Below are 18,519 nucleotides of genomic sequence, written 5' to 3'. Positions count from 1 at the left end.
CGGAGGCACAGATGAGCGATCGTATCTTTGCGGCGGTGTGGCTGGTGCTCTGCATCGTCGGGATGGTTATCGCCTGGCAGATTCAAAGTGAGTACAGCTACGAGCCGGTTGGCCCGCGCCCTTTCCCGCTGCTGCTGCTCGGCCTGATGGCGATCTGCGCGGTGATGATGCTGCTGCGCAAGCCGGACGCCGTACAGTGGCCGGTGGCGGCAACGCTGAAAAAGCTGCTGGTGTTGTGCGTGATGCTGATGGTGTACGGCTGGCTGTTTGAGAAGCTGGGTTTTGCCCTGTGTACCACGCTGCTGACCTTCGGCATCGGCATGCTGTTTGGCGCACGCTGGTGGGCAGCCGTCCTCTCCGGTGTGGTAATGGGTGTGGCGCTGTTTTACGCCTTCGATCGTCTGCTGGACGTCACGCTGCCGGTCGGCAGCTGGTTCAGTTAACAGGAGTCAATTATGGATACCTGGTCTTTTCTGATGCAGGGTTTCGCCGTCGCCATGACGCCGGAAAACCTGATGATCGCCCTGATTGGCTGCTTTATCGGCACCATCGTCGGCCTGCTGCCGGGGCTTGGCCCGATTAACGGCGTCGCAATTCTGATGCCGCTGGCGTTTGCGCTGCACTTACCGGCGGAATCCGCGCTGATCCTGCTGGCAACGGTGTACATCGGCTGCGAATATGGCGGGCGCATCTCGTCGATTCTGCTTAACGTGCCGGGGGATGCCGGCGCGATCATGACCGCGCTGGATGGCTATCCGATGGCGCAGCAGGGCAAAGCCGGCGTGGCGCTGTCGATCTCGGCGGTCAGCTCATTTATCGGCTCAACCATCGCCATCATCGGCATCATTCTGTTTGCGCCAATCCTCGCCAACTGGTCGCTGGCGTTTGGTCCGGCAGAGTACTTCGCGCTGATGGTGTTCGCGATTGCCTGTCTCGGCAGCATGATGAGCCACAACCCGCTGAAATCGTTCCTCGCTGCGCTGATTGGCCTCGGCATGGCGACGGTGGGCGTTGATGCCAACACCGGCGTCTATCGCTTTACCTTCGACAGCGTACATCTCTCGGACGGCATTCAGTTTGTGGTGGTGGTCATCGGCCTGTTCTCGGTGAGCGAAATTCTGCTGATGCTGGAATCCACCAGCAGCGGCCAGAAAATGGTGCGCGCCAGCGGCCGCATGCTGTTCAACATGAAAGAGGCGGCGCAGGCCACCGGCGCAACGCTGCGCTCCTCGTTCATCGGCTTCTTTGTCGGCGTGCTGCCGGGTGCCGGCGCCACCATCGCCAGCGCCATTGCCTATATGACCGAGAAAAAGATCAGCGGCAGCGATCAGTTTGGCAAAGGGGATATTCGCGGCGTGGCAGCGCCGGAGGCGGCGAACAACGCCTCAGCCTGCGGATCGTTTATCCCGATGCTGACGCTGGGCATTCCCGGCTCCGGCACCACGGCGGTGATGGTCGGTGCGCTGACGCTGTATAACATCACGCCCGGTCCGGCGATGTTTACCGAACAGCCGGACATCGTCTGGGGCCTGATCGCCGCGCTGCTGATCGGTAACGTGATGCTGCTGATCATGAACATCCCGATGATTAACATCTTTGCACGCATGCTGACCATTCCGCTGTGGTTCCTGGTGCCGGCGATCGCCGCCATCTCCGCGGTGGGCGTGTATGCGGTGCACAGCACTACGTTTGACCTGCTACTGATGGTCGGGCTGGGCATTTTCGGCTATATCCTGCGTAAGATGGATTTCCCGATGTCGCCGCTGATTCTTGGCTTTGTGCTGGGCGAAATGCTGGAGCAGAACCTGCGCCGCGCGCTGTCAATCAGCAACGGCAACCTGCCGATTCTGTGGGAAAGCCTGATCTGTAAAGTGCTGCTGGTGCTGGCTGTCGCCGTGCTGGTGGTGCCGCCGCTGTGGAAGCGCTGGCGTCGCAAGCGCATGAAGCTGGCCGCCGCAGAATAAATCCGTGTCTTATTGTTTTTCTCCCTGCCGCCCCCGTGGATTTCCCGGGGGCTTTTGCTATCATGTGCCATCGTTTTTCCGGCGCACCCGGATCTGACTCGTTTTTCAAGGATTCCGCCATGCAACCTCTCAGCGGTCCCGGTGTGCCCGCGGGCGATCGTTCATCTGTTAACCCGGCTAACGGCGCAGGCCGCCCCGGCGCTGCGGCAGGTGAACAGCCGCTCTCCCCGGCCCAGCGCACCACGCTGGAACGCCTGATCGTCCGTATCATGTCACTCAGCACGCTGAAAGCGCCCGAACTGTGGGCTGGCATCCGTCATGAAGTGGGCGTAAAAAATGACGCCGAGCTGCAGTCGCGCCACTTTCCGGCGGCCGAGCAGCATCTCAACAGCCGTCTGACCCAGGTGCAGAACAGCCACGCCACGCGCCAGCTGTTGCAGCAGCTGCTGGAAAAACTGCCGCAGGGCAACAATCGCCAGGCGGTGAGCGACTTTATCCGTCAGCAGTTTAATCAGACGGTATTGAGCGCGCTGAGCCAGGATCAGCTGCGCCAGGTGCTGACCATGCTGCAGAACGGTCAGATGGCAATCCCGCAGCCGCAGCAGACGCGCACCACCGATCGTACCCTGTTGCCGGCCGAACAGCAGGCGCTCAACCAGCAAGTTACGCGCCTTGCCGCCGCCACCGGTGAATCACCGGTAAAAGTGCTGGCCGACACGCTGAAACTGGTCAATCTTAAAAGCGGCGACCCGGTTCCCTCACGCCACTTCCCGCTGCTGACGCAGTTTTTACAGGTGCGCCAGACACTGAGCCAGCACAGCGCGCCGACGCTGCAGCTGCTGGAAAGCTCGCTCAAGCAGCCGCTGAGCCACGACGAGCAGCGCATGCTGGAGGATTACAGCCTGCAGCGCTTCCAGGCCATGCCTCAGACGTTGCTGACGCCGGCACAAAGCCAGGATCTGCTGATGCTGCTGTTCAGCCGCCGCGCCGAGCGCAACAGCGAAACGCCGCTGGCCGACAGCGAGCTGCGTCCGCAGCCGATCTGGGCACCGTTTGTTGAGATCCTGCCGCGTCCACTGGCACAGCGCCCGGCGCTGACGCTGGTGCTCGGCCTGACGCTGTTCTTCTTTTTGCTCTGGCTGCTGCTGTAGTTAAGCCATCGCACTCAGCAGCCGCACGCCGCCGCGGGTCCCGCGGCGGGCCACTCGCCTGCCGCCGCGCCCCACGCCATCGGGTGGCCATCGCGCTTCCAGAAATCCAGCCCGCCAATCAACTCTTTAACCTGAAACCCCAGTTCAGCCAGCTTTAGCGCCGCTTTGGTCGAACCGTTGCAGCCGATGCCGTCGCAGTACGTCACGTAGACGCGGTGACGATCGAGCCGCGCGGTGCTGGCCGCATCGATTTCGCGATGCGGCAACGACAGCGCGCCGCAGAGATGTCCGGCCTGATACGCCTCGCGGCTGCGGGCATCAATCACCACAATCTGCGTGACGCCCTGAGCCAAATCCGCCGCCAGATCCCAGGCATCGGTGTAGTAGCTCAGTTTGTGCTGCAGATAAGCCACGCTGTGCTGCGGGCTGGCGGGCGGATAAAACAAAACGGCTGACATGGCATTCTCCTGTTGTGATGTCCCTGCAGTGTACGGCAAAGTGGTCTGCACTCTGATACCACTTCAGCCTGAACGATAAGACCATTATGCATCACGCCTTTTTGCCGCTGTTTCGTCATCAGACGCAGGGCGGTTTACGCCAGCGGCTGTGCGCCACGCTGCGCCAGGCCATTGTCAGCGGCCATTTGCACTTCGGGCAGAAGTTGCCGTCCAGCCGCCAGCTGGCTGCCGATCTGGCGCTGTCGCGCGTGACGGTCGAAGCCGCTTACAGCCAGCTGGAGAGCGAAGGCTACCTGCAGCGGCACAGCGGACGCGGCACCTTTGTCGCCATCGCCCTGCCGCCGCCGGCGGAAAAGGCCACGCAGCAGCGCGCACCGCGCTTTTCGCGCCGCGGCGAGCAGGTGCTGGCCACCGGTGGCTGTCAGGATCCCCCTTTTCCTCTCGCCTTTGCCGCCGGATCACCGGATCTGCGCGCGTTTCCGCACCGCCAGTGGCAGCGGCTGAGTCACAGCGTACAGCGCTCGCTGGGCAGTCAGGTGATGGGCTACGGCGATCCACTTGGTTATCCGCCATTGCGTCAGGCGATAGCGGATTATCTGGCGCTGTCGCGCGGCGTGCGCTGTACGGCTGAGCAGGTCATCGTGCTCACCAGTTCACAGCAGGCGCTGCAGCTGCTGGCGCTGATGTTTCTGGATGCGGAGGATGAAGTGTGGCTGGAAGAGCCGGGTTACCGTGGTGCGCGCAACGCCTTTCTCGCTGCCGGTGCCCGCTGCCGCGCCATGCCGCTGGACGATCAGGGCGCGCTGCCGCTCAGCGGTCGGGCACAGCTGGTGTATCTGACGCCCGGCCACCACTATCCGACCGGCACCCCGATGAGCCTCGCGCGGCGGCTGCAGTGGCTGGCGTGGGCGCGTCAGCACGACAGCTGGCTGATCGAGGATGACTACGACAGCGAGTTTCACTATGACGGCCGCCCGGCCCCGGCGCTACAAGGCATGGAAGCCGATAGTCGGGTCATCACCCTGGGTACCTTTTCCAAAACCCTGTTTCCGTCGCTGCGGCTGGCGTGGATGGTGGTGCCCACGGCGCTGGTGACGGCGCTGGGTCGCGCGCGCAGCGTACTGGACGGCCACAGCGCCCTGCTGCCGCAGGCGATTACCGCCGAATTTATCCAGCAAGGCTATTTCGCCAGTCACCTGCGGCTGATGCGTCAGCTTTACCATAGCCGGCGCGATCGGCTACTGACGCAGCTGGAACAGCACCTGCAGCCGTGGCTGCGGCCACTGCCGGCAGCGGGCGGATTGCAGTTAACGGTGGCGTTATTACAGGGAGATGAGGCGCGGCTTACGCAACAGGCGCAGACAGACGGTCTGCTGCTGCCGCCGCTTTCGCCACTCTACGCCGGCGCATCGCGTCAGCAGGGCTGGATACTCGGCTTTGCGGCGTTGACGCCCGGCGAAATTGACCGCGCCTGCGCGAAGCTGGTCGCGCTGCTGGCAAGGTAAATCCGTCAGCGACAAAAACAACAAAGGCCGGATTAACCGGCCTTTGAGCATCAGCGTCAGCGTTACGCCTGATATTTACGCAGGGTCAGCGTGGCGTTGGTGCCACCGAAGCCGAAGCTGTTAGACATCACCGTGGTCAGCGCTTTTTCGGTTGGCTGCGTCACGATGTTCATGCCTTTGGCTGCGTCATCCAGCTGTTCCACGTTGATGCTTGGCGCGATGAAGCTGTGCTCCAGCATCAGCAGGGTGTAAATCGCTTCCTGCACACCTGCCGCACCCAGCGAGTGACCGGTCATGGCTTTGGTCGCAGAGATGTATGGCGTGTTGTCGCCAAACACTTCGCGAATCGCGCCCAGCTCTTTCACGTCGCCGACCGGCGTGGAAGTGCCGTGGGTGTTGAGGTAGTCGATTGGCGTATCCAGACCCTGCATCGCCATCTTCATGCAACGCACCGCGCCTTCACCTGACGGTGCAACCATGTCAGCGCCGTCAGAGGTTGCGCCGTAGCCGACGATCTCGGCGTAGATGTGGGCACCACGCGCCAGCGCATGCTCCAGCTCTTCCACTACCACCATACCGCCGCCGCCAGCGATAACGAAGCCGTCACGGCTGGCATCGTAAGTACGCGACGCTTTTTCCGGGGTTTCGTTGTATTTGGTGGAGAGCGCGCCCATGGCGTCGAACTCACAGGCCATTTCCCAGCTCAGCTCTTCGCCGCCGCCGGCAAATACCACATCCTGTTTGCCCAGCTGAATCTGCTCTACCGCGTTACCGATGCAGTGTGCTGAAGTCGCGCACGCCGAGCTGATGGAGTAGTTAACGCCGTGAATTTTGAACGGCGTGGCCAGGCAGGCAGAGACGCCGGACGCCATCGCTTTGGTCACGACGTACGGGCCAACGCCTTTCAGGCCGCGCGGGCCACGCATCGCGTCCGCACCGAACACCTGATAACGCGGGGAACCACCACCGGAACCGGCAATCAGACCGACGCGCGGGTTGTTCTGGTACTGCTCATCCGTCAGGCCGGAATCTTTGATTGCTTCTGCCATCGACAGATAGGCATAGATTGAGGCATCACTCATGAAACGCACGATTTTGCGATCGATGAGCCCGTTAGTGTCCAGTTTGACGTTACCCCATACATGGCTGCGCATGCCGGCATCTTTCATCTCTTCGGAGAAAGTGATTCCGGAACGGCCTTCACGCAGGGAAGCCAGCACTTCCTGCTGGTTATTACCAATACTGGAAACGATACCCAGGCCAGTAATCACTGCACGTTTCATTCAATAGTCCTCATTCCACTTCTTTTGGATTGACGTGCACTCTAGCTTACAGTTGTACGCCGAACAAGTCCGATCAGCCATTTCCTTTTGTAAATTTGCGTCATGTGACGCCACTCGCTAAAATCGCGCCACTGCCTGAAAAATGAGCCTTTCCCGTGAAGTTATCCCCGGTTGAACACGCGCAATTAAACTGGAACGATCAGGGTACACCTGTTTCCCGAGCGTTCGACGACGTCTATTTCTCCAACGACAACGGACTGGAGGAGACGCGCTATGTGTTCCTCGACGGTAACCATCTTCCGCAGCGATTTGCCGCACATCCGCGCGATCTGTTTATCGTTGCCGAGAGCGGTTTTGGCACCGGACTCAACTTTCTTACCCTGTGGCAGGCGTTCGATCGCTTCCGCGCCGCCCATCCGCAAGCCAGCTTGCGCCGCCTGCACTTTATCAGCTGCGAAAAATACCCGCTGACCCACGCCGATCTGGTGAGCGCGCACGCGCACTGGCCGGAACTGGCCCCGTGGGCCGGACAGTTACAGCAGCAGTGGCCGCTGGCCCTGCCCGGCTGTCAGCGCCTGCTGTTCAATGGCGGCGAGGTGACGCTGGATCTGTGGCTGGGTGATATTAACGCGCTGATTGATACTTTTGATGACAGCCTCAACGGTCAGGTTGACGCGTGGTTTTTAGATGGCTTTGCGCCGGCGAAAAACCCGGAGATGTGGACGCCTTCCCTGTTCGCCGCCATGGCGCGGCTGGCGCGTCCCGGCGGCACCTTCGCCACCTTTACCTCGGCGGGCTTTGTGCGGCGGGGCTTACAGCAGGCCGGGTTCAGCGTGGCGAAGCGCAAAGGCTTCGGCCACAAGCGTGAAATGCTGACCGGCGTGCTGGACAGCGCGCCCGGGCAGCAACCGGCTCAGCCGTGGTATGCGCGTCCGCAGGCCACCAGCCACGAAGTGGCGCTGATTGGCGGCGGCGTGGCCAGCGCAGTACTGGCGCTGGCGCTGCTGCGCCGTGGCTGGCAGGTTACGCTGTACTGCGCCGATGCCGCTCCGGCGCTCGGCGCATCGGGTAACCGTCAGGGCGCGCTCTATCCGCTGCTCAATCAGCACGATCCGGCGCTCGCCACTTTTTTCCCGGCGGCATTCAGCTTTGCCCGTCGCCTGTACGATGCGCTGCCGGTGATGTTCGAACATCAGTGGAGCGGCGTGCTCCAGCTCGGCTGGGATGCCAAAAGCGCGGAGAAGATCGCGCAGATGCTGAGCATGGAGCTGCCGCACGCGCTGGCGCACGGCGTCAGCCCGCAGCAGGCGCAGCAGCTGGCCGGTGTCGATCTCGACTGCGGCGGCATTTTCTATCCGCAGGGCGGCTGGCTGTCGCCGTCGCAGCTTACCAGCAACCTGCTGGAGTATGCCCAGACTCAGGGGCTGCGCATGCACTGGCTGCATCGCGTGACGCAGCTGGCACGCCAGCAGACAGGCTGGACGCTGCAGTTCGCCCACCAGCCTGCGGTCACCCATCAGCAGGTGGTGCTGGCCAACGGCCATGCGCTGCAGGCGATTGAGCAGAGCCGCGATTTGCCGGTGTATGCAGTGGCCGGTCAGGTCAGCCATGTGCCGACCAACGCGGCGCTGAACCCGCTGCGTACCGTGCTGTGTTACGACGGCTATCTCACGCCGGTCAGCCCGAATTTTGCCACGCACTGCATTGGTGCCAGCTACCATCGCGGTGAGACAGCAACCGAATTTCGCGCCGACGATCAGCAGGAGAACCGTCAGCGGCTGATTAACTGTCTGCCGCAGGTCAGCTGGCCGACGCAGGTTGACGTCAGCGCTGATGAAGCGCGCAGCGGCGTGCGCTGCGCCACGCGCGATCACCTGCCGATGAGCGGCAGCGTGCCGGATTATGCGGCGACGCTCAGTGAGTATGCGGATTTAGCGGTGCAGCGCGCGCGCGGCGAGCCGATTGCGGAAGCCCCGTTGCATCCCGGCCTGTTCGTGCTTGGCGCGCTGGGTTCGCGCGGGCTGTGCAGCGCACCGCTGGCGGCAGAAGTGCTGGCGGCACAAATGAGTGGCGAACCGCAGCCGCTGGACGGCAGCACGCTGGCGGCGCTGCATCCCAACCGTTACTGGGTGCGCAAATTGCTGAAAGGGAAAAAGGCAGGACGCTGAAGCGCGGGGCGAGCGATCGCCCCGGCCAGTCAGGCAGTGAGACGCGCCTGGGTAAACAGGTTATCCCACATGCCCACCACCAGCGCCTGGTCGCGCGGCGACAACTCACCGGCGGCAATGGCGTTTTGCAGGCTGTTTGCCACCTGAATCTGCAGCGCTTCTGGCGTGTGTTCGCCGCTCTGCTCAATCTCCGCTACTGCCAGCGTCAGATGGCCACGCAGATAACCGCTGGCAAACAGTTCGTCGTCGCTGGCGTGTTCGACCATATCGTCAATCAGCGCCAGAATGCGGGACTCGAATTCTACGATCATCTTCTCATCATCCTTCATTTATCGGAGTGCGGCTCACAGATCTTCCGGCCACGGAAACTGTGCCGCCGTCAGTGCAGGCGTACCATAATAGCTGGCTAACGCATCAATAAAGCGCGCCGGACGCGCCGGAATGCCGTGCTGCAGATAATGCATTACCTGCGCATGCACCTTGCGCTGAAACGCGATGCGATCCGGTTCACAATCGCCGTCGAGATTGTCACAGCTGACGTTGAAGGGAAAGCCGGCTGCTACACAGAACAGCCACTCCAGCGCCTGCGGTTTAATCTCCACCGCTTCAAACTGGCCCTGCGTCTGCGCATCGCGCCCGTCCGGGCAGTACCAGTAACCAAAATCCACCAGCTTGCGCCGCGCTTCACCGGCAATGCACCAGTGCGAAATTTCGTGCAGCGCGCTGGCATAAAAGCCATGGGCAAACACCACGCGGTGCCACGGCGAGGTGTCATCCGCTGGAAGATAAATAGGTTCGTCATCGCCTTTAATTAGACGCGTCTGAAAATCGTCAGCAAAGCAGCCGTCAAAAATCTCCACCAGCTGCTGATAATGGTGCTCTTTACTCATAATATTTTAATCTTTAAACAAACCGCCGCCATTGTCGCACTGGCGGCCGGTTTTGACGAGTGCGGATTACAGTGTGGCAAACCAGGCGAGAATCACGCTGCCGTGGCTGTCCCACAACAGTTTAGCGCTCATGACGGCAGATACCGTCACCACCATCGGGCGGATCAGCTTCTGACCGCGGCTCAGCACCAGCCGTGCGCCAAGGCGCGCGCCAATAAACGCCCCCAGCAGCATGATCACGCCGGTGCCCCACACCACCTTTCCGCCAAACATAAAGAACAGCAGACTGGCGAAGTTGGAGGTGAAATTTAGGATTTTGGCGTGGGCGGTGGCTTTCGCCAGATTGAAGCCGCAAAGCGTGACGAAGGCCAGCGCATAAAACGAGCCGGCGCCCGGGCCGAAGAAGCCATCGTAAAAGCCGACGCAGCCACCACCCACCAGCGCAAATGCCAGGCCGTGCAGGCGCTGCTCGCGGTCGGCCTCGCCGAGACGCGGCATCAGCAGGAACCACAGCCCGATGCTGATCAGCAGCAGCGGCAGAATCTGACGCAGTATCTCAGCCTGAATATGCTGAATCAGCAGCGTTCCGCCAATTGCGCCGAGAAAAGTCATGGCGATATTCAGCCGCTGCTCGCGCAGCTTCACCGCGCCGCGCCGCACAAAATAGAGGCTGGCCGAGAAGGAACCGCCAACCGACTGCAGCTTGTTAGTCGCCAGCGCCTGCGCCGGTGAAAGACCGGCTGCCAGCAGCGACGGCACGGTCAGCAGACCGCCGCCGCCGGCGATGGAGTCGATAAAGGCCGCCAGCACCGCGACCAGAAACAGCACGCCAAGCACCACCGGGCTGACAACAAACAGATCCATCTCAGGTTCCTACAGTAAATGCTTATCAAGTAACGCCTGGCAGGAAGGCGGCAACGGCGGCGGCGATTTCTTCACCGGCGGCGTGCTGCCCGGTTTCTTCGGCAGGAACCAGCTTTCCAGCTCTGCGCCGCAGCCATCGCCCGGCGGCGGCGGCGCCTGATCTTCGCACTCGAGGCTGCCCGGCGGGCAGCGCAGCCGCACGTGCATGTGCGCACGGTGAGCAAACCACGGCCGCACTTTGTTTAGCCACGCACGATCGCTACCGGCATCAGCACAAAGCTGCTTTTTAATCGCCGGATTGACGAAGATGCGCGTGACGTCGTCATCTTTCGCCGCCAGTTTGATCAGGCTGTCAATTTGCGGCTGCCAGTGACGCGCGATCACCTGCCGGTCGCCCGGCCCCACCAGATCGAGCGGCTGCGGCTTCAGCAGCTGCTGTGCCGTCCAGCGGCTTTGCGGCAGCTGCAGCCAGATATCCACGTCGAGACCGGTCTGATGGCTGGCGTGACCGCTGCTAAAGCGTCCGCCGGCGGCCATGCCCATATCACCAATCAGCACCTGGCCCAGCTGCAACTGATGCGCCTGGGTGCTAAGGCGCTGGATAAAGGCGATCAGATCCGGATGGCCGTAATAACGACGCTGATCCTGACGCATCACCTGATAATTGGGCGAGTTGAGCGGCAGCTGCTGCGCCCCGACAATACAGCCGTTAGCAAAGCCGCCGATGGACTGCGGGCTGCCGGCAATCGGCTGGTGGATTTGCTGCCACGGCGTGGCAGCCACGCAGGCCGCACTGCACAGCAGCGCGGCAAGGGAGATAAGCACACGGCGCATCATGCGGCTTACCAGCGCGGGACGCTGCTGTTAACGTCAGCGTTTTGTCCACGCTGGCGCAGCAGGTGATCCATCAGCACAATCGCCATCATCGCTTCCGCGATCGGTACCGCGCGGATGCCAACACAGGGATCGTGACGGCCTTTGGTGATCATCTCCACTTCCGTACCGTCGCGGGTGATGGTGTTGCCCGGCACGGTGATGCTGGAGGTCGGCTTCATCGCCAGGTTGGCGCTGATGGTCTGGCCGCTGCTGATCCCGCCGAGAATGCCGCCGGCATGGTTGCTCTGAAAACCGTTGCTGCGGATTTCATCACGGTGCTGACTGCCGCGCTGGTTGATTACCGCGAAACCATCACCGATCTCCACGCCTTTCACCGCGTTGATGCTCATCAGCGCGTGCGCCAGGTCGGCGTCGAGGCGATCAAATACCGGCTCACCGAGGCCCGGCGGCACGTTTTCGGCCATCACCGTGACTTTGGCACCGATAGAGTCGCCCTCTTTTTTCAGCGCGCGCATCAGTTCATCCAGCGCGTCAAGTTTGTCGGCATCGGGGCAGAAAAATGGGTTATCTTCTACGATACTCCAGTCTTTCAGTTCGCAGGCGATGTCGCCAATCTGCGCCAGATAACCGCGTACCACAATGCCGTGCTTCAGCTGCAGGTACTTTTTAGCAATGGCACCGGCCGCCACGCGCATCGCGGTTTCGCGGGCCGAGGAACGGCCGCCGCCGCGATAGTCGCGCAGGCCATATTTTTGCTCGTAGGTGTAATCCGCATGGCCGGGACGGAACAGATCTTTAATCGCGCTGTAATCCTGCGAACGCTGGTCAGTGTTTTCAATCAGCAGACCGATGGAGGTGCCGGTGGTGACACCTTCAAACACGCCGGACAAAATCTTCACCTGATCCGGTTCGCGACGCTGAGTGGTATAGCGCGAAGTGCCGGGACGACGGCGGTCGAGATCGTGCTGAATATCGGCTTCAGTCAACGGGATGCCGGGCGGCACGCCATCAACAATGCAGCCAAGCGCAATACCGTGCGACTCGCCAAAGGTGGTCACGCGAAAAAGTTGTCCGATGCTGTTTCCGGCCATGGGGGTTCCTTGTTGCGATGTTGCGGGCGAGCGCTCGCCCCGATTTTTAGTCTTTATAGAATGAGAAGTGTGACTGCGCCGAGACGATTTGATCGCGCGTCAGCATGAACACGCCGTCACCGCCGTTATCAAACTCCAGCCAGGTAAAGGGCACGTCCGGATACTGTTCCATCATGTGCACCATGCTGTTGCCGACTTCGCAAATCAGCACGCCCTGCTCGCTGAGGTAGTCCGGCGCGCAGGCGAGAATGCGGCGCACCAGCTTCAGGCCGTCGCTGCCCGCGGCCAGGCCGAGCTCCGGCTCGTGGCGATATTCGTTCGGCAGGTCGTCCATGTCTTCGGCATCGACGTACGGCGGGTTGGTGACGATCAGGTCATATTTAACCTGCGGCAGATTACGGAACAGGTCGGCGCGAATCGGCGTGACGTGATGCAGCAGACCGTGCTCTTCAATATTCTGTTCGGCCACGGCCAGCGCGTCGGTGGAGATATCGACGGCGTCCACTTCCGCTTCCGGGAAGGCGTACGCACAGGCGATGGCGATACAGCCGCTGCCGGTGCACATGTCGAGAATATGGCGCGGCGCGCCGTCGATCAGGCCGGCAAAGCGGTTTTCGATCAGCTCGCCAATCGGCGAACGCGGCACCAGCACGCGCTCATCGACGTAAAATTCGTGGCCGCAGAACCAGGCTTTGTTGGTGAGATAGGCCACCGGAATGCGCTCGTTAACGCGACGGATCACGCGCTCCACGATGCGGTGACGTTCGCTGGCGGTCAGGCGCGCGTGGCGCATGTCTTCCGGAATATCCAGCGGCAGCCACAGCGTCGGCAGCACCAGTTGGACCGCTTCGTCCCAGGGATTATCCGTGCCGTGGCCGTACCAGATGCCGGCAGCCGAAAAGCGGCTTACTGCCCAGCGCAGCATATCCTGAATGGTGTGCAGTTCGTTCACTGCCTCATCGACGAAAATCTTGTCCACGTAGCCCTCCGCAGGCCATAAAATCAATCGGCCGATAGTGTGCCATGAAGCCGGGCAGAATTCAGCGCAGCGAGGTGAAAAAGCTGACATTTGTTAACGCTTAGCGGTAAGGTAACGGCCAGACTCCCGCCATTTCTGATGATTCACTGAGACATGAGTAAAAAGACGCCGCTAAGCCAGGACGACCAGGCGCTGTTCCGCCAGCTAATGAGCGGCACGCGCCAGCTGAAACAGGATACGATCGTGCACAAACCGGCAGTGAAAAGCCGCGAAGTGCCGCTGAAGCGGCTGCTGTCTGAGCAGGCCGATAACAGCCATTATTTCTCCGACGAGTTTCAGCCGCTGCTCTCCACCGACGGACCAACGCGCTACGTGCGCGCCGACGTCAGCCATTACGAGCTGAAAAAATTACGGCGTGGCGATTACACGCCGGAGATTTTTCTCGATCTGCACGGGTTAACCCAGCTTCAGGCGAAACAGGAACTTGGCGCGCTGATTGCCGCCTGCCGCCGCGAGCATATCTTCTGTGCCAGCGTGATGACCGGCCACGGCAAGCACATTCTCAAGCAGCAAACCCCGCTCTGGCTGGCGCAGCATCCGCACGTAATGGCCTTCCATCAGGCACCCAAGCTGTTTGGCGGCGACGCCGCGCTGCTGGTATTGATTGAAGTCGAAGAGTGGCAACCGCCGGAATTACCCTGACCGGCAGGATTCGGGAATATTGCGCACACCATTCCCCAAAATAATTCAGGTTGCAGCAAGGCGGCAAGGAAATGAGTCCCCAGGAGCTTACATCAGTAAGTGACTGGGGTGAATTAACGCAGCCAACGCCGCTGCGGCCTGAAGTATGACGGGGAATCCCCAGGAGCTTACATCAGTAAGTGACTGGGGTGAATTGACGCAGCCAACGCCGCTGCGGCCTGAAGTATGACGGGGAATCCCCGGGAGCTTATGCGGATAAGTGACCGGGGTGAATTGACGCAGCCAACGCAGTTGCGGTTTGAACGCACATCATTCCCCAAAATAATTCAGGTTGCAGCAAGGCGGCAAGGAAATGAATCCCCGGGAGCTTACATCAGTAAGTGACCGGGGTGAATTGACGCAGCCAACGCAGCTGCAGCCTGAAGTATGAAGGGGAATTACATGGCTTTGGCTAACTTGGCCGGACTCACCTGCCACGCCAGCTTGCCTTCACAGGCGTCGGCATCAAACTCTACGCAGGCAATGGCGGAGGTGGCGAACATCGGTGGCGCTTCCTGCGGGCAGAGTTCAGAGACCAGATAACCCACCAGCGGCAGATGTGAAATCACCAGCACCGCATGCGCACCCTGCACTGCCAGCGCCTGTAAATGACAGGCAACCATGCCTGGATCGCCGCCTGGCGTCAGCTCTGGCAGCACGTCCTGCCCTTCCGGCAGTTTCAGCGCTTCACGTACCGTGGCGAGCGTTTGCCCGGCGCGCAGATAAGGGCTTACCAGCACCTTGTCGATTCCCGGCGTCTGACCATTCAGCCAGCTCGCCATCTGACGTGATTCGTCGCAGCCACACAGGGTGAGAGGACGAACCGCATCACTCGCTGCTTCCAGAGCTGCGTCGCCGTGACGCATGATAAAAACTTGCATAAAGCACCGCTGTTGTTTGTCGATATCGCCGGGTACCACAGCACCAGACGCTTCATTCTGCGAATGAACGCTGTGTTTTACCCCAATGGCTTGAGTATAGTCAACCGGTTGTTTATTAAATAAGCATATCTCAGAATGGTGCCGCGCCAGGCAATGCGCGGCCCCGATTCTAACCCGCTGAATCCGTGCGGCTATTCACGATTGTGCAGAAGTGTAAAAATTCGTTTGCCCTTCTGACATAGCCACCAGCGCCTCACACGGCGCGAAACGCTCGCCGTATTGCTGCATTAATGTGCGTAATGTATTGACGATTTCGGCCGCGCCGCGCTGGTCGATGTAACGGAACGGCCCGCCGAGAAACGGCGGAAACCCGATGCCAAACACCGCCGCAATGTCGCCGTCGCGGGCGCTGCGGATCACCGCTTCGTCGAGACAGCGTACCGCTTCGTTGAGCATCAGCATCACGCAGCGCGTGGCAATCTGCTGTTCGCTCTGTTTCGCCTGCGGTTGCAGCTGCAGCAGGCGGTACAGGCTGGCATCGGCCCGACGCTTACGCGGCCAGCGCGTGCGCTGATAATCATAAAAGCCTTTCCGGTTTTTGCGCCCTTTACGATCGTCAGCCAGGATAGCGCTCACCGCCTGCGGCGCGCTGAAGCGTGAGCCGTAGGCCTGCTCGAGAATCGGGCTGATTTTGCTGCCGACATCAATACCGACTTCATCCAGCAGCTGCAGCGGGCCGACCGGAAAACCAAATTTCACCAGTGCGCTATCGATGTGTTCGATGGGCTCGCCCTCCAGCAGACAACGCATGGCTTCATTTATATAGGGCGCGAGAATGCGGTTAACATAAAAGCCGGGACGATCGGCTACCACGACGGCGGTTTTGCCCTGACGACGCGCCAGATCAACGGTGGTGGCCAGCGTCTGCGCCGACGTGCCGCTGTGCGGAATCACCTCGACCAGCGGCATCTTGTCTACCGGGCTGAAGAAGTGCAGGCCGATGACATTTTCCGGGCGCTGCGCGCCGGCGGCGATCTGCGTAATCGGCAGCGACGAGGTGTTCGAAGCGAAAATGGTGTGCGGCTGACAGTGCTCTTCAATCTCTGCCACCATTTGCTGCTTCAGTGCCAGATCCTCAAACACCGCTTCGATCACCAAATCGCGCTGGCGGAAACCCTGATAATCGGTGCCGCCGCTGATGCGCGCCATCTGCTGCTGGCGTTCTGCCGGCTTGAGCTGGCGCCGTTTCACCTTTTTGCTCAGTAAATCCCAGCTGTACTGCAGCGCGTGGTTAACGCCGTTAAGGTTGATATCGCGGATACGCACCGGCAGACCAGGTTTCAGCGCGGTGACGCTGGCGATACCGCCGCCCATCAGCCCGCCGCCCAGCACGCCAATCTGCTGCAGCGGGCGCGGCGGCGCGTCTGCCATCGGCTCTTTCTTCAGGGCGGTGGACGCAAAAAACAGGCTGCGCAGCGCGGCCGACTGCGGCGTCATCGCCAGTTCGCCAAACGCGCGCGCTTCGGCAGCGTGACCGGCGGTGCTGCCCTGCTCCAGCCCGATGCGCACCACCTGCAAAATGCGGTCGGTGGCCGGATAGTTACCGTGGGTTTTACCGTCGGTCTGGCGTTTGGCCAGCGCAAACAGCAGCGGACGCGCCAGCGGCCCCTGCAGCAGGCGATCGCGGCGTGACAGGCTGCGTGCCGCGCGCTTTCCTTTATGAACGCGCGCCACAGCGGTATCCAGCAGGATCGCCAGCGGCACCGCATCATCCACCAGCCCGAGCTTTAGTGCCTGCTTAGCGCGCAGCTGTTTGCCGCTGAGGATCAGCGGCAGCGCCTGCTGCACACCAATCAGCCGCGGTAACCGCTGGGTGCCGCCGGAACCGGGCAACAGGCCGAGCTGTACCTCCGGCAGGCCGAGACGGGTTTTCTCATCCAGCGAGCAGATGCGCGCATCGCAGGCCAGCGCCAGCTCCAGCCCGCCGCCAAGACAGGCTCCATGAATGGCGGCAACTACCGGGAACGGCAACGCGGCGATCTCCGCCATCACTTCCTGTCCCTGGCGCGCCAGCGCTTCAGCCTGCTGCGCCGTTTCACAACGGGCGATCATGCTAATGTCCGCACCGGCGACGAAGTTGTCCCGTTTGCCCGAAATCAGCACGATGCCCGCCAGCTGCGCATCGCTGCGCGCCTCCGCCAGCACCGCGCGGATTTGCGACACAAACTCCGCTTTCAGGGTGTTCATCTTTTCGCCCGGCACATCAATGGTGATCACCGCAACGTGATCCGGACGTATCTGTAAATGGAATGCAGATTCGCTCATTATTCGGCCTCCAGAACCATCGCGCTGCCTAATCCGCCCGCGGCGCAGGCGGTCACCAGTCCTAAGCCGCCGCCGCGCCGCCGTAATTCATGCAGCGTCTGGGTGATCATGCGCGCGCCGGTGGCGGCGAACGGATGGCCGTAAGCGATGGATCCGCCCAGCACGTTGAAACGCGTCTCGTCGACTTCGCCCAGCGCGCGATCGCGCTTCAGCACCTCGCGCGCAAAACGTTCATCGTTAAACAGTTTGAGGTTAGCCAGCGTTTGCGCGGCAAAGGCTTCATGCATGTCGATCAGTGTCAGATCGCCCAGAGTGATGCCGGCGCGATCCAGCGCCAGCGGCGACGCGTAGGCCGGTCCGAGCAGCATGTCCTGCCAGACATCAATCGCGGCAAACGCATAGCTGCGCAGGTAACCGAGCGGCGTGATGCCCAGCTCGCGCGCCCGCCCTTCGCGCATCAGAATCAGTGCGGCCGCGCCGTCGGTCAGCGGCGTGCTGTTGGCGGCGGTGACCGAACCGTGGCGACGGTCAAACGCCGGGCGCAGCTTTGCATAGTCCGCCGCGCTGGCGTTAAAACGAATATTGTTGTCCTGCTCAATCGGTGCTTTCCACGGCGGCACAAATGCCGGCATCACTTCCTGCGCCAGCACGCCGGATTGCCAGGCCTGCGCCGCACGCTGGTGCGAGCGCAGCGCCAGCGCGTCCTGCTGCTCACGCGTAATACCGTGCGTTTTGGCCATCTGCTCGGCGGTGTCGCCCATGCGTAAACCGGTCGAGTATTCCGCCACCGCCGGCGGCACCGGCAACAGATCGCGTGGGCGCAGGCGGCGTAAGATATGCAATTTTTTGCTCAGGGTGCGGGCTTTGTTGAGGTCGACCAGCGCGCGCGCCAGCGTTTTGCTGACGCCAATCGGCAGCACCGAGGAGGAGTCGGCACCGCCGGCAATGCCGGCATCGATGGTGCCGGCCATCAGGCTTTCCGCGACATTAGCCACCGCCTGAAAGCTGGTGGCGCAGGCGCGGCTCACGCTGTAGGCATCGGTGTGCACGCTCAGTCCGCTGCTCAGCACGATTTCACGCGCGATGTTGGGGGCTTCCGGCATCTGCACCACCTGGCCGAACACCAGCTGATCGATCACCTCCACCGGCAATTCGCTGCGCGCCATTAATTCGCTGACCACCATGCGCCCCAGCTCCAGCGCCGGGATGCCGTGAAAGTCGCTTGCCTGGCGGGCAAACGGGGTGCGTAATCCGTGGGTAATGGCGATACGTTCGCCCTGACGCGTCAGCAGCGGCTGCGCTTTGCTCATTGCACTCACCTGTAATTTACGACCTGAGCATCATTGCCCAACAGGTCTGACCTGATCATCAGTGTTAACCAG

17 protein-coding genes are annotated in these 18,519 nt (G+C 61.4%); 6 read left to right on the top strand and 11 right to left on the bottom strand.

Going from position 1 to position 18,519, the window contains the following annotated elements:
* Positions 1-11 precede the first annotated feature (11 nt).
* The 3 genes from MXF20_RS10040 (at position 12) to flk (ending at position 3,115) form a co-directional block, all read left to right on the top strand.
* On the top strand, positions 12-443 hold the full coding sequence (locus MXF20_RS10040; RefSeq protein WP_325969116.1) for a tripartite tricarboxylate transporter TctB family protein: 432 nt from the start codon (positions 12-14) through the stop codon (positions 441-443).
* A gap of 12 nt (positions 444-455) precedes the next feature.
* Positions 456-1,964 (top strand): tripartite tricarboxylate transporter permease, encoded by a 1,509-nt coding sequence (locus MXF20_RS10035; RefSeq protein WP_325969114.1) that lies wholly within the window; start codon positions 456-458, stop codon positions 1,962-1,964.
* Between the two features lie 119 nt (positions 1,965-2,083).
* Positions 2,084-3,115 (top strand): flagella biosynthesis regulator Flk, encoded by a 1,032-nt coding sequence (flk, locus tag MXF20_RS10030; RefSeq protein WP_325969112.1) that lies wholly within the window; start codon positions 2,084-2,086, stop codon positions 3,113-3,115.
* 14 nt (positions 3,116-3,129) lie between these two features.
* On the opposite strand, the gene MXF20_RS10025 is transcribed toward flk, so the two are convergent.
* A complete protein-coding gene (locus MXF20_RS10025) occupies positions 3,130-3,573 on the bottom strand; it encodes a rhodanese-like domain-containing protein (RefSeq protein WP_325969110.1) in 444 nt (147 codons plus the stop codon).
* An 86-nt stretch (positions 3,574-3,659) separates the two neighbouring features.
* Here MXF20_RS10025 and MXF20_RS10020 point away from each other — a divergent pair, with 86 nt between their 5' ends.
* Positions 3,660-5,078, top strand: a complete 1,419-nt coding sequence (locus MXF20_RS10020; RefSeq protein ID WP_325969109.1) for a PLP-dependent aminotransferase family protein — start codon at positions 3,660-3,662, stop codon at positions 5,076-5,078.
* A gap of 62 nt (positions 5,079-5,140) precedes the next feature.
* Here the strand turns inward: MXF20_RS10020 and fabB are convergent, their stop codons facing one another.
* The gene (gene fabB, locus MXF20_RS10015; RefSeq protein WP_021509164.1) at positions 5,141-6,361 is read right to left on the bottom strand and encodes a beta-ketoacyl-ACP synthase I; all 1,221 of its coding nucleotides are present in this window, start codon (positions 6,359-6,361) and stop codon (positions 5,141-5,143) included.
* 155 nt (positions 6,362-6,516) lie between these two features.
* Between fabB and mnmC the strand changes: the two genes are divergently transcribed.
* Positions 6,517-8,529, top strand: coding sequence for a bifunctional tRNA (5-methylaminomethyl-2-thiouridine)(34)-methyltransferase MnmD/FAD-dependent 5-carboxymethylaminomethyl-2-thiouridine(34) oxidoreductase MnmC (gene mnmC / locus MXF20_RS10010; RefSeq protein ID WP_325969108.1), 2,013 nt, complete (start codon positions 6,517-6,519; stop codon positions 8,527-8,529).
* Between the two features lie 29 nt (positions 8,530-8,558).
* Here the strand turns inward: mnmC and MXF20_RS10005 are convergent, their stop codons facing one another.
* The 6 genes from MXF20_RS10005 to prmB form a co-directional block, all read right to left on the bottom strand.
* A complete protein-coding gene (locus tag MXF20_RS10005) occupies positions 8,559-8,840 on the bottom strand; it encodes a YfcL family protein (RefSeq protein ID WP_238561758.1) in 282 nt (93 codons plus the stop codon).
* 33 nt (positions 8,841-8,873) lie between these two features.
* Positions 8,874-9,419, bottom strand: coding sequence for an elongation factor P hydroxylase (locus MXF20_RS10000; RefSeq protein ID WP_021509161.1), 546 nt, complete (start codon positions 9,417-9,419; stop codon positions 8,874-8,876).
* Between the two features lie 66 nt (positions 9,420-9,485).
* The gene (locus MXF20_RS09995) at positions 9,486-10,283 is read right to left on the bottom strand and encodes a sulfite exporter TauE/SafE family protein (protein ID WP_325969105.1); all 798 of its coding nucleotides are present in this window, start codon (positions 10,281-10,283) and stop codon (positions 9,486-9,488) included.
* Positions 10,284-10,292: 9 nt separating this feature from the next.
* Positions 10,293-11,120: a penicillin-insensitive murein endopeptidase gene (gene mepA / locus MXF20_RS09990; protein ID WP_418936848.1), complete on the bottom strand. Its 828-nt coding sequence runs from the start codon at positions 11,118-11,120 to the stop codon at positions 10,293-10,295.
* A 5-nt stretch (positions 11,121-11,125) separates the two neighbouring features.
* The gene (gene aroC / locus MXF20_RS09985) at positions 11,126-12,211 is read right to left on the bottom strand and encodes a chorismate synthase (protein WP_325969104.1); all 1,086 of its coding nucleotides are present in this window, start codon (positions 12,209-12,211) and stop codon (positions 11,126-11,128) included.
* Between the two features lie 46 nt (positions 12,212-12,257).
* Positions 12,258-13,190 carry a 50S ribosomal protein L3 N(5)-glutamine methyltransferase gene (prmB, locus tag MXF20_RS09980; protein WP_325969102.1) on the bottom strand — a complete coding sequence of 311 codons (933 nt, stop codon included), beginning with the start codon at positions 13,188-13,190 and terminating at the stop codon, positions 12,258-12,260.
* A 153-nt stretch (positions 13,191-13,343) separates the two neighbouring features.
* On the opposite strand from prmB, the gene smrB reads away from it, so the two are divergent.
* On the top strand, positions 13,344-13,892 hold the full coding sequence (smrB, locus tag MXF20_RS09975; protein WP_325969100.1) for an endonuclease SmrB: 549 nt from the start codon (positions 13,344-13,346) through the stop codon (positions 13,890-13,892).
* Positions 13,893-14,329: 437 nt separating this feature from the next.
* On the opposite strand, the gene sixA is transcribed toward smrB, so the two are convergent.
* From sixA to fadI, 3 genes are all read right to left on the bottom strand, one after another.
* Complete coding sequence (gene sixA, locus MXF20_RS09970) at positions 14,330-14,812, bottom strand: phosphohistidine phosphatase SixA (RefSeq protein ID WP_325969099.1); 483 nt, start codon at positions 14,810-14,812, stop codon at positions 14,330-14,332.
* 195 nt (positions 14,813-15,007) lie between these two features.
* A complete protein-coding gene (gene fadJ, locus MXF20_RS09965) occupies positions 15,008-17,137 on the bottom strand; it encodes a fatty acid oxidation complex subunit alpha FadJ (protein WP_325969098.1) in 2,130 nt (709 codons plus the stop codon).
* Positions 17,137-18,447 (bottom strand): acetyl-CoA C-acyltransferase FadI, encoded by a 1,311-nt coding sequence (gene fadI, locus MXF20_RS09960; protein WP_058769880.1) that lies wholly within the window; start codon positions 18,445-18,447, stop codon positions 17,137-17,139. The genes fadJ and fadI overlap by 1 nt, the downstream gene beginning before the upstream one ends.
* Positions 18,448-18,519: the final 72 nt, after the last annotated feature.

The organism is Pantoea dispersa (assembly GCF_035783935.1).
Taxonomy (GTDB): domain Bacteria; phylum Pseudomonadota; class Gammaproteobacteria; order Enterobacterales; family Enterobacteriaceae; genus Pantoea; species Pantoea dispersa_C.
The sequence above is the reverse complement of the archived record's forward strand: the minus strand, read 5'-3'. Positions and strand labels throughout refer to the sequence as shown.

Bases quoted from the DNA above. Each gene is read 5' to 3' on its own strand.
- MXF20_RS10040 (WP_325969116.1), top strand. From the start codon at position 12: ATGAGCGATCGTATCTTTGCGGCGGTGTGGCTGGTGCTCTGCATCGTC.
- MXF20_RS10035 (WP_325969114.1), top strand. From the start codon at position 456: ATGGATACCTGGTCTTTTCTGATGCAGGGTTTCGCCGTCGCCATGACG.
- flk (WP_325969112.1), top strand. From the start codon at position 2,084: ATGCAACCTCTCAGCGGTCCCGGTGTGCCCGCGGGCGATCGTTCATCT.
- MXF20_RS10025 (WP_325969110.1), bottom strand. From the start codon at position 3,573: ATGTCAGCCGTTTTGTTTTATCCGCCCGCCAGCCCGCAGCACAGCGTG.
- MXF20_RS10020 (WP_325969109.1), top strand. From the start codon at position 3,660: ATGCATCACGCCTTTTTGCCGCTGTTTCGTCATCAGACGCAGGGCGGT.
- fabB (WP_021509164.1), bottom strand. From the start codon at position 6,361: ATGAAACGTGCAGTGATTACTGGCCTGGGTATCGTTTCCAGTATTGGT.
- MXF20_RS10005 (WP_238561758.1), bottom strand. From the start codon at position 8,840: ATGATCGTAGAATTCGAGTCCCGCATTCTGGCGCTGATTGACGATATG.
- MXF20_RS10000 (WP_021509161.1), bottom strand. From the start codon at position 9,419: ATGAGTAAAGAGCACCATTATCAGCAGCTGGTGGAGATTTTTGACGGC.
- MXF20_RS09995 (WP_325969105.1), bottom strand. From the start codon at position 10,283: ATGGATCTGTTTGTTGTCAGCCCGGTGGTGCTTGGCGTGCTGTTTCTG.
- mepA (WP_418936848.1), bottom strand. From the start codon at position 11,120: ATGATGCGCCGTGTGCTTATCTCCCTTGCCGCGCTGCTGTGCAGTGCG.
- aroC (WP_325969104.1), bottom strand. From the start codon at position 12,211: ATGGCCGGAAACAGCATCGGACAACTTTTTCGCGTGACCACCTTTGGC.
- smrB (WP_325969100.1), top strand. From the start codon at position 13,344: ATGAGTAAAAAGACGCCGCTAAGCCAGGACGACCAGGCGCTGTTCCGC.
- sixA (WP_325969099.1), bottom strand. From the start codon at position 14,812: ATGCAAGTTTTTATCATGCGTCACGGCGACGCAGCTCTGGAAGCAGCG.
- fadJ (WP_325969098.1), bottom strand. From the start codon at position 17,137: ATGAGCGAATCTGCATTCCATTTACAGATACGTCCGGATCACGTTGCG.
- fadI (WP_058769880.1), bottom strand. From the start codon at position 18,447: ATGAGCAAAGCGCAGCCGCTGCTGACGCGTCAGGGCGAACGTATCGCC.